Origin of the sequence: Mycobacterium sp. (genome assembly GCF_035653355.1) — a bacterium.
GTDB lineage: Bacteria > Actinomycetota > Actinomycetes > Mycobacteriales > Mycobacteriaceae > Mycobacterium.
In genome coordinates this window covers 1-9,291 of the sequence record NZ_DASRBZ010000105.1, presented here as the reverse complement: position 1 = coordinate 9,291, position 9,291 = coordinate 1, and the positions used below count along the sequence as shown (strand labels likewise).

Here is a 9,291-nt window from a genome sequence, read left to right as displayed (position 1 = left end):
AAGATGTCGAGCACCGACATGTCGCATTCCAGCGCGGACAACGCCAGGCACCGGTCGCCGGGACCAAGATCGAAGTGGCTACTTAGGAACTCGACGGTGTTCATGGCGCCGTCGTGCGTCATTTCCACGCCTTTGGGTTCTCCGGTCGAACCCGAGGTGAACAATACGTAGGCCAGCTCGGCGGAATCGACTGGAGTCGGCCGGGTTTCGTCGCCCACATCCCTGCCTAGCGCCTCACCGACCGTGACAGCGGACACCGGCAAGGACCGCATGTCGGTCCCGCAGACCAGCGCCGCGCTCACCGCGCCGGCATCCAGGATGCGTGCCGCCCGTTCCGGGGGCTGGTCGACGCCGATCGGCAGATAGACCGCGCCGGCGGCCAGGGTGCCCAGAAGCGCGGGAACCTGCTCGGCACCCTTGGGGCCCAAGACAGCCACCGTGTCGCCCGCCCGGACGCCGGTCTCACGTAATGCGGCCGCCACCGCTAGCGCCTGGTTGCGCAGCTGCCCGTAGGTGAGCTCGCCGGTACTGGCGAACACCGCCGGCGCCTCGGGCCGCGCCTCGGCGACACGGAAAAACCCGTCCTGCAACGCTTCTCCGCTGGGCGCGGCGGCGCGAGTGTTGTGGGCCTGTCGCACCGCGCGCTGCTGCGCCGGCAGCGCCGACGGCCCGGGCGCCTCCCACGCCTCGTCGCTGCTGGCCAACCGGGACAGTTCTGCGATGTGGTGGGCAAACATCGCGTCAATCACGCCGGGTGCAAACGCTCCCTCGCGGACGTCCCAGTTCACCAGCACACCGCCGTTGAACTCGGTGACCTGGGCGTCGAGCAACACCTGCGGGCCCTGCGACAGGATCCACTCGGGTGCGCCGAAGGCTTCGGTGACCTCTGCGGCGAACAGCTCACCGAGGCCCAGCGCGCTGGTGAACACCACCGGCGCCAGGACCTGAGCGCCGCGGTGCCGGCCGAGGTCGCGCAGCACCGACAACCCGGGATAGGCGGAATGCGCGGCTGCGGTGCGCATGGCGTCCTGCACGCCGCACGCTCGCTGTGCCGGCGTGCCGGTGTGCGTCAGATCGATGTCGAGCAGCAGCGACGACGTGAAGTCGCCGACCACCCGATCCACGTCGGGGTGCAGTGGCTGGCGGCCGAAGAGCGGCACGTTCAGTAGGAACCGCGGGATGGCCGACCAGCGCGCCAGCGTATGGGCGAACGACGCGGCCACGGCCATCGCCGGCGTGATGCCGCGGGCCCTCGCCGCGGCGAACAGCGCGTCGCAGGTCGCGGGGTCCAGCCAGTGCCAGCGCCGGGTGCTCCGCGACATGTCCGGTGCATGCGCCAACGGCAGCTTCGGCGGGTCCGGCAGATCAGGAATGCGCTGGGCCCACCAGTCGCGGTCGGCGTCGCGGGCCGGTTGTGGAGCGGCCTCCTGGCGGGCGATGGCTCGGCGGTACTCGCGGTAGGTGTAGTTCAGGTCAGGCAGTTGCCGCCCTCGGTAGAGCGCCGCCAGGTCGGCCATCAGCGTGCGGTAGCTCATCGCGTCAGCGGCTTGCATGTCGAGGTCCACGTGCAGCCGCGACCGCTCCCCGGGCAGCAACGACAGCGTCAGCTCGAGCACCTGCCCGTCGAGCTGCTGGTGCGACTTGGTGTGCCGGATCTCGGTCAGCCGGTGTTCGACGGTGTCGGCGGCGAGTTCGCGGAAGTCGTGCACGACGACACCCAGCTGCCCGCCCGGATCGATGCGCTGGGTTCCGTCGGGCAGGAACTGCACCCGCAGCATCGGGTGACGCGACGCCAGAGCGGCGGCAGCGGTGCGCAATCGTTCCGGATCGATTGGGCCGCAGTCGAATTCTACGTACAGGTGTGCGGCCACCCCGCCGAGCTCCTGGTTGTGCTGACGGCCGACCCATATCGCGTGCTGCATCGGCGCGAGCGGAAAAGCCTCAGGGGTGTCAGCGTCCGACATCTCCGGCTCGTCGGGCGCCGCCGTGTCGGCGGTATGCAGGGCGCTGGACAGCAGGTCGGACCACGCCTCGATGGTGGGTGTGGCAGCCAGTGCGGCGAAGTCGATGTCGGCGCCGCGGCGGCGCCAGCGGCCCGAGAGCGCCATCATCCGGATGGAATCAAGACCTTGCCCGATCAGGTTGCCGCACGGGTCGAGGGTGTGCGGGCTGATGCCGAGCAGTTCGGCGACTTCCGCACGGATGGCCTCGCGGCTCGCAGCGGCACCCACCACGAACGCCTCCTTATGACCTGCTCGCAACGCGCACCTATTAGGTCGCATCTAGGGCATCGCCGATTGCGCGTTAACCCTACTAGTTAGCACAGCCTGCCCTAATTTGGGTTGCTTACCCTAATCTTGGCCCGGACGGATCAAGGGAGGCTGGTTCAGGAGATGCCGACGGCAGCGCCGCGAGGCTTTGTGAGGTTTCCCGACGACCGGGCCACGCGGTACCGGTCGGCCGGTTACTGGAGGGGACGGACCGTCGATTCGATCCTGACCGATGCCGCCCGGCGCTGGCCCGATCGTCCGGCGGTGCTCGAAGCGAACGATGACGGGCGCGGCCAATGCCTGACCTACGCCGACCTTGACGCGCGGGCCGATCGCGCGGCCGCCGGACTGGCTGCGCTCGGCGTCGCGGCCGGTGACCGGGTACTGCTGCAGTTGCCGAACAGCAGTGAGTTCGCGGCGGCCTTCTTCGGGCTGCTGCGAGCGGGAGCGATCCCGGTGATGTGTTTGCCGGGGCACCGCGCCGCCGAAATCGGGCATTTCGCCGCCGTCAGCGACGCCCGGGCATTGCTCGTCACCGACGTGGCAGGAGGGTTCGACTACCGCACGATGGCCCGGACGGTCGCGAACGAGTATCCCGCGCTGCAGCACGTCCTCGTCGACGGCGATCCCGGGCCGTTCATGTCGTGGCCGCAGGTGTATGCCGCCTCGGCGCCGCCCCCACCGGTCGCGATGGATACCGGGTCGCCTGCGTTGCTGCTGGTTTCCGGCGGCACCACGGGGCTTCCCAAGCTCATTCCCCGCACCCATGACGACTACGTCTACAACGCCGCGGCCAGCGCCGAAGTCTGCCGGTTGACCGCCGACGATGTCTACCTGGTCGCGTTGCCAGTCGCGCACAACTTCCCGCTGGCCTGCCCCGGATTGCTCGGCGCGATGACCGTCGGTGCCACCACCGTGTTCACCACCGATCCCAGCCCCGAGTCGGCCTTCGCCGCGATCGCGCGCCACCGCGTCACCGTGACCGCGTTGGTGCCGGCACTGGCCACCCTGTGGGCACACGCCTGCGAGTGGGAGCCTGTGATACCGAAAACGTTGCGACTCTTGCAGGTTGGCGGCTCCAAGCTGGACGCAGACGATGCCCGCCGGATACGCGAAACGCTGACCCCGGGCCTGCAGCAGGTGTACGGGATGGCGGAGGGGCTGGTGTGCTACACCCGACTCGACGATCCGCCCGAACTGCTCGACCACACCCAGGGACGGCCGCTGTGTGACGACGACGAACTGCGCATCGTCGACGACGCCGGCGACCCCGTCTCACCCGGCGCGGCAGGCGAATTGCTGGTACGGGGCCCGTACACGCTCAACGGCTACTTCCGCGCCGAACGTGACAACCAACGCAGCTTCGACCGCGACGGCTTCTACCGCACCGGCGACGTAGTGCGCCGCTTGGCCAACGGCTACCTACAAGTCACCGGCCGAGTCAAAGACGTCATCCACCGCGGCGGTGAGACCGTGGCGGCCCAGGACGTCGAAGAGCACCTGCTCACTCATCCGGCAATTACTTCGGCGGCGGCAGTGCCATTGCCTGACCGCTACCTCGGTGAAAAGATCTGTGCCGCAGTCGTCTTCGCCGGGCAGCCGGTGACGCTGGCCGAGCTGAACCACTACCTCGACACGCGCGGAGTAGCCAAGCATGCCCGCCCCGACGTCGTGATGCCACTGGCCGCGCTGCCCACCACGGCGGTGGGGAAGGTCGACAAGTCGGCGATCAGCCGGCTGGCCTCAGCTGATCACCGGAGCCTCGCCTAGGACCCACCTTGCGTCGCTGCTTTTTCCAGTTCCTGTAACGCCGGCTCGATGGCGTCGGCCAAATCGACGATGTCGTGGGCAATCTCCGGTGTGGTGACGAAGCCGAAGTCCATCCAGTTGCGATAGCTGAAACAGGTGATGTTCAGCCCGACGTCCATCACCAGCGGACCGATCGGCATGAACCGCTCCACCACGGCGCCGGCCGCGTACAGCGGGCGGTCAGGACCCGGCACGTTGGATACGACCAGGTTGATCGGCGCGACGTTGGCGCCCAGCCGGCTGATCGTGTACGCGCGCGCGGCCAGCGTGAGCAGCCCGGGCGGCGTCGTTTCCGTCAGGCCCATGATCTGGTGTGCGGTCAGCGCCTTTCTCATCGCCTTGGCCCCCTGTGTGCAGCGGTAAATGGCTTCCAACCGATCGGCCGGGTCGGCGACGTCGGTGGCCAGGCTGACCGTCATCGAGCTGAGCTGATTGGCAACATCCTTCTTGTCGTTGTGGGTCGACACGGGCACTTGGGCGATCAGCGGGTGATCGGGTAGCTCGCCACGGTCTTCGAGGTAGCTGCGCAACGCCCCGGCTACTACGGCCAGCACCACGTCGTTGATCTTGACGGCGAACGCGTCTTTGATCACCTTGATCCGATCCAGCTCCACCCGGCTGCTGGCGATACGCCGATGCGGCGAGATCGGCGCGTTGAAGCGGGTCTTCGGCGCCGAGAAGTACCGCGGCGGCTTGTTGGAGATGCTGCGCGCCGCAAGTTGTTGGCGCAGCACCTGCTCTGTCAGTCGCATCATCCGGTAGGGCGTCATCACCGCCACGTTGAACATCGCGCCGATCAGTTGACGGTCCAGGCCGGGCGGCCCTGTGTCGCCGAGGGCTCGCGCGGCCTCGCCGTTGGGCTGTCGAGGTTCCGGAGTGACATCCAGCATGATCTCGCTCAGCCCGGCGCCCGACACTCCGTCGATCAGCGCGTGGTGCATTTTGGTCAAGATGGCGACCCGGCCGTGCTCGACCCCTTCGATGAACCACATCTCCCACAACGGCTTGGAACGGTCGAGCTTGTACGACATCAAATGCCCGACAAGTTCATCCAGTTCGGCACGCCCGCCCGGCGCGGGCACCGCGATGCGCCGCAGATGAAACTCGAGATCGGGTTCCTTGTCTTCCACGAAATACGGCCGGTCGAGCCCCAGCGGGACGCCGACAACGCGATAGCGCAGCTGCGGCAACTCGCCGATCCGGGCGGCGAGAAGGTCGCGCAGCGCGTGAAAGCGGAAGTGCGGGGCCTTGGCGGGATCGCAAATCACCAAAGCGCCGACATGCATGTGCCAGCCCGGTGTTTCGGCGAACCAAAATGCGGCATCGACACTTGACATACGCCTCATGGCAAAAGCGTAGGACGCTACGCAAGGGTGAGAACCAGAAATGAAAACCTCCGCAAATCGCGGTTGACCTTGGCATTGCACGGCTAGCTCAACGCTGCCATTGACTAATGTCACCATTTGCGATTGACTCGGTTGTATGGGCGACGGGATCCCCGCGCGCGGCTCACTGCGGTCACGCGCAGCGGCGGCGGCAAGCGCGCTGACCTTGCGACAGATCAGCGCGATCCTTCCACCTGAAAAAGCTTGGGGCCTATGGGCGTCACGGCAGATCGTCGCCCGGATCATGGATGTCTTCGGGCCGTCCTTGGCGGGCGCGCGCGTCCAACCGATCGACGCCGCGCTTCCCGACGGTCGCCGAGTCGTCGGCGAATGGGTGTGCGGAGCCGGTGTGCAGAGCGCCGATGGGGTGGTCTACTTCCTGCACGGCAGCGGCTTTGCACTGTGTTCGCCACGCACCCACCGGCGGTTGACGTCGTGGCTGTCGCGCCTGACCGGCCTCCCGGTGTTCTGCATCGATTACCGGCTGGCGCCGCGCTACCGCTTCCCCACTGCCGCCGACGACGTCCGCGCGGGCTGGGATTGGCTGGTGACACGATGCGGCATTCCGCCGGAAAGCATTGTGGTCGGTGGTGATTCGGCTGGTGGGCACTTGGCAGTGGACCTGCTGCTGCAGCCGGATGTCGTCGCCGCCCACCCTGCCGCACTGGTGTTGTTCTCGCCCCTGGTCGACCTGACCTTCAGCCTCGCCGCCATCGCCGAACAGCGCCGCTGCGATCCGGCGATCCGGGCGGTCGACGCTAAACGACTGGTCGCGTTGTACAGCCGAGGACTGGATCCCGCCCATCCGCGGCTGACGCTCGACGTCGCCGGTGGACCGGCCCTGCCGCCGACGTTGATCCAGGCGGGCGGGGCCGAGATGCTGGTCGAGGATGCCCGCAGCCTGGCCGACGATATCCGCGCAGCCGGCGGCGACTGCGAATTGCAGGTGTGGCCCGACCAGGTGCACGTCTTCCAGGCGCTGCCCCGCCTGTCTCCGGAAGCCGCCAAAGCGATGGCGGATGCAGCCCGTTTTATTGCGAATGCCTTGTGTGCCAACGAAGTCCAAGCGGCTGGAAAGGCGGGCTAGCAATGCTCGGGCTGTTCATCAAGAAGAAGCCGAGCCACGGAGCATCGGCGGTGGTCACGGGCGCCGGCAGCGGCATCGGCGCGGCGTTCGCCGTCGAACTCGCCCGCCGTGGCGGCGCGGTCGTGTGCAGCGACATCGACGAAGCCGCCGCCCAAAAGACGGCTGACGCGATCACCGACCATGGTGGCCAGGCGACCGCGATCCGCTGCGACGTGTCGCAGTTCGACGATGTCCGCGAACTAGCCGCCAAGTCCGAGTCGTGGTTCGAGGCGGCACCCACCTTGGTCGTCAACAATGCCGGTGTTGGCGCCGGCGGAGCGCCCATCGGCGAAGTATCCCTCGATGATTGGCACTGGACGCTGGGTGTCAACCTGTGGGGACCGATTCACGGCTGCCATGTCTTCACCCCGATCCTGCGCGGCGCTGAACCGTCCAACATCCCGCGCGGCATCATCAACGTCGCCTCCGCCGCTGCGTTCGGCGCCGCGCCAGGCATGGCCGCCTACAACGTCAGCAAGGCTGGCGTGCTCTCGCTCTCCGAGACGCTGGCCGCCGAACTGTCCGGCACCGGCATCAAGGTCACCGTGCTGTGTCCGACGTTCGTCAAGACCAACATCGTCGAATCCGGCCGCATCACCGCTGGATCCAGCGAATTCGCGGCGAGGCTGATGCGCTGGACCGGTGTTTCGGCCGAAAAAGTTGCCCGGCTCTGCCTCGATGCCAACGATCGCGGCGACCTGTATTGCATGCCGCAGCTGGAGGCCAAGTTCGGATGGAACGTCAAACGCTTGGCGCCGAGCGCTTATACCCGCGCGGTTGGCCTGGTATCTCGGGTCACCCCGCACTGAGATCACGCAAACTGCAAGGAGAATCCCGTGGCTCGCGCAAACGACGATGCAGAGAGAAGCGATGAGGAGGAGTTGCGCGCATGACTATCGACATGGACGCCATGCTCGTCAAGATCAAGGACCGGCAGTGGGCACTCGCCGACATCGACTGGGGTGCTCCGGGCGCGGAGACGATCAGCGATGACTTCCGGCCCAAGCTGAAGGCTTTCATGGCCGACCTGTGCTGGATCGAGAACATCGGCGCGCGCGGGTTTGCGGCGTTGGCAAAGAAGGCGCCGACGCCCACCATCGCCGAGATCTACCGCTATTTCCACGCCGAGGAGCAACGCCACGCCAACGCCGAACTGGCGCTGATGAAGCGCTGGGGGATGCTCGACGACGGCGAGATGCCGGAACCCAACGTCAACATCCGGCTCGCGATGCAGTGGCTCGACACCTATGCCGACGGCATGTCGCTGTCGATCCTGGGCACCGTCATCCCGATGCTGGAGGTGGCGCTGGACGGGGCGCTGCTGAAATTCCTGCTTGACGAGGTCGAAGACCCGGTGTGCCACAAGGTGTTCGAGAAAATCAACAACGACGAATCCCGGCACCTTGCAGTGGATTTCGAAGTCCTCAACATGATCGGCCACGCCAAGGCGCGCAAACTGGCGATCGAATTCGTCGGCAACATCGCCTCACCGGGATTGATCATCGGTGCGCTGATGTATCTGCCCCTGCTCAACCGGGTACGCAACGAACTCGCCGACATGGGCATGGAGCCCGAGCGACTCTACAACGCGGTCAAGCGGTTCAAGCAGCTCGGCGAGCGAGGTGATTTCACCAGTCGGGTGCCGACCTACCAGGTGCTCAAGCGGCATGCCGCCATGGTGGTCAACCCGCGCCATCCGTATCACCTGCTGGCCAACTCCATGGTGTGGCTGTCCGACTTCTATCCCAAACCGTTGCTCAAGCCGGTGCCCAGCTGGTTCAAAGAGCTCACCTACGAGCCGGCGGCATAAGTTATGGCACACAACCACTTTTACGCCACGCTGATCGTCGGAGCCGGCTTCACGGGGCTGGGTGCGGCGATCAAACTCGCCGAAGCGGGCGTCGACGACGTCGTCATCCTCGAGCGCGGCGACCGGGTCGGCGGCACCTGGCGTGACACCACGTACCCCGGTGCCAGCTGCGATATTCCGTCACTGCTGTACTCCTACTCCTTCGTCCAAAACCCCACCTGGTCGCGGACCTACTCCCCCGCCGACGAGATCTGCCGGCACCTCGAAGACATGGCCACCCAATTCGACGTGCGCCGCCACATCCGGTTCGGCCACACCGTCAACGGGCTGGCGTTCGACGAGAACGCCGGTGTCTGGACTGCGACCACCAGCAAGAACAAGCGATTTCGCGCCCGCACCGTTGTGTTGGCGTCCGGGCCGCTCTCCGATGCCAGCTTCCCCGATATGCGCGGCATCGAGTCCTACCGGGGCAAGAAGATCCACAGCGCTCGCTGGGATCACGACTACGACTTCGCCGGTAAGCGGGTCGGCGTCATCGGTACCGGCGCCAGCGCTATCCAGATCATTCCGGAACTGGTCAAGCGGGCCGAGTTCGTCAAAGTGTTCCAACGCACCCCCGGCTGGGTGCTGCCCCGCCTCGACGTCCCGACCCCGCGGCCGGTGCAGGACCTGTTCGCTAAAGTGCCTGCAGCTCAACAACTTGCACGGCAAGCGTTGTTTTGGGGACATGAGGCCAGCGCCACCGCGCTGGTATGGAACACGCCGCTGACCTCGCTGGTGGCACGGCTCGGCAAGGCGCATCTGCGGGTGGCCGTCAAAGACCCATGGCTGCGCCGGCAGCTGACCCCCGACTTCGTTCCCGGGTGCAAACGCATGCTGGTCTCCAGCGAC

The 9,291-nt window shown here is 66.6% G+C and carries 7 protein-coding genes; 5 read left to right on the top strand and 2 right to left on the bottom strand.

The genetic code is table 11. The features are described from left to right. Nucleotides 1-2,234, bottom strand: a 2,234-nt coding sequence (locus VFA16_RS03395; RefSeq protein ID WP_324966462.1) for an AMP-binding protein, incomplete at its 3' end; no start/stop codon positions are given. A gap of 159 nt (nucleotides 2,235-2,393) precedes the next feature. On the opposite strand from VFA16_RS03395, the gene VFA16_RS03390 reads away from it, so the two are divergent. Further along, nucleotides 2,394-4,040 (top strand): (2,3-dihydroxybenzoyl)adenylate synthase, encoded by a 1,647-nt coding sequence (locus VFA16_RS03390; RefSeq protein ID WP_324966461.1) that lies wholly within the window; start codon nucleotides 2,394-2,396, stop codon nucleotides 4,038-4,040. On the opposite strand, the gene VFA16_RS03385 is transcribed toward VFA16_RS03390, so the two are convergent. Continuing rightward, complete coding sequence (locus tag VFA16_RS03385) at nucleotides 4,037-5,425, bottom strand: wax ester/triacylglycerol synthase family O-acyltransferase (protein ID WP_324966460.1); 1,389 nt, start codon at nucleotides 5,423-5,425, stop codon at nucleotides 4,037-4,039. The genes VFA16_RS03390 and VFA16_RS03385 overlap by 4 nt on opposite strands. A 136-nt stretch (nucleotides 5,426-5,561) precedes the next feature. Between VFA16_RS03385 and VFA16_RS03380 the strand changes: the two genes are divergently transcribed. The 4 genes from VFA16_RS03380 to VFA16_RS03365 form a co-directional block, all read left to right on the top strand. Beyond that, nucleotides 5,562-6,551 (top strand): alpha/beta hydrolase, encoded by a 990-nt coding sequence (locus VFA16_RS03380; RefSeq protein ID WP_324966459.1) that lies wholly within the window; start codon nucleotides 5,562-5,564, stop codon nucleotides 6,549-6,551. Between the two features lie 2 nt (nucleotides 6,552-6,553). Then, nucleotides 6,554-7,399 carry an SDR family NAD(P)-dependent oxidoreductase gene (locus VFA16_RS03375; protein WP_324966458.1) on the top strand — a complete coding sequence of 282 codons (846 nt, stop codon included), beginning with the start codon at nucleotides 6,554-6,556 and terminating at the stop codon, nucleotides 7,397-7,399. An 80-nt stretch (nucleotides 7,400-7,479) separates the two neighbouring features. Further along, nucleotides 7,480-8,400 (top strand): ferritin-like domain-containing protein, encoded by a 921-nt coding sequence (locus tag VFA16_RS03370; RefSeq protein ID WP_324966457.1) that lies wholly within the window; start codon nucleotides 7,480-7,482, stop codon nucleotides 8,398-8,400. Between the two features lie 3 nt (nucleotides 8,401-8,403). Then, nucleotides 8,404-9,291 (top strand): NAD(P)/FAD-dependent oxidoreductase (locus VFA16_RS03365; RefSeq protein WP_324966456.1); only part of this gene is annotated, 888 nt, incomplete at its 3' end.

Bases quoted from the DNA above. Each gene is read 5' to 3' on its own strand.
- VFA16_RS03385 (WP_324966460.1), bottom strand. From the start codon at position 5,425: ATGAGGCGTATGTCAAGTGTCGATGCCGCATTTTGGTTCGCCGAAACA.
- VFA16_RS03370 (WP_324966457.1), top strand. From the start codon at position 7,480: ATGACTATCGACATGGACGCCATGCTCGTCAAGATCAAGGACCGGCAG.
- VFA16_RS03375 (WP_324966458.1), top strand. From the start codon at position 6,554: ATGCTCGGGCTGTTCATCAAGAAGAAGCCGAGCCACGGAGCATCGGCG.
- VFA16_RS03390 (WP_324966461.1), top strand. From the start codon at position 2,394: ATGCCGACGGCAGCGCCGCGAGGCTTTGTGAGGTTTCCCGACGACCGG.
- VFA16_RS03380 (WP_324966459.1), top strand. From the start codon at position 5,562: ATGGGCGACGGGATCCCCGCGCGCGGCTCACTGCGGTCACGCGCAGCG.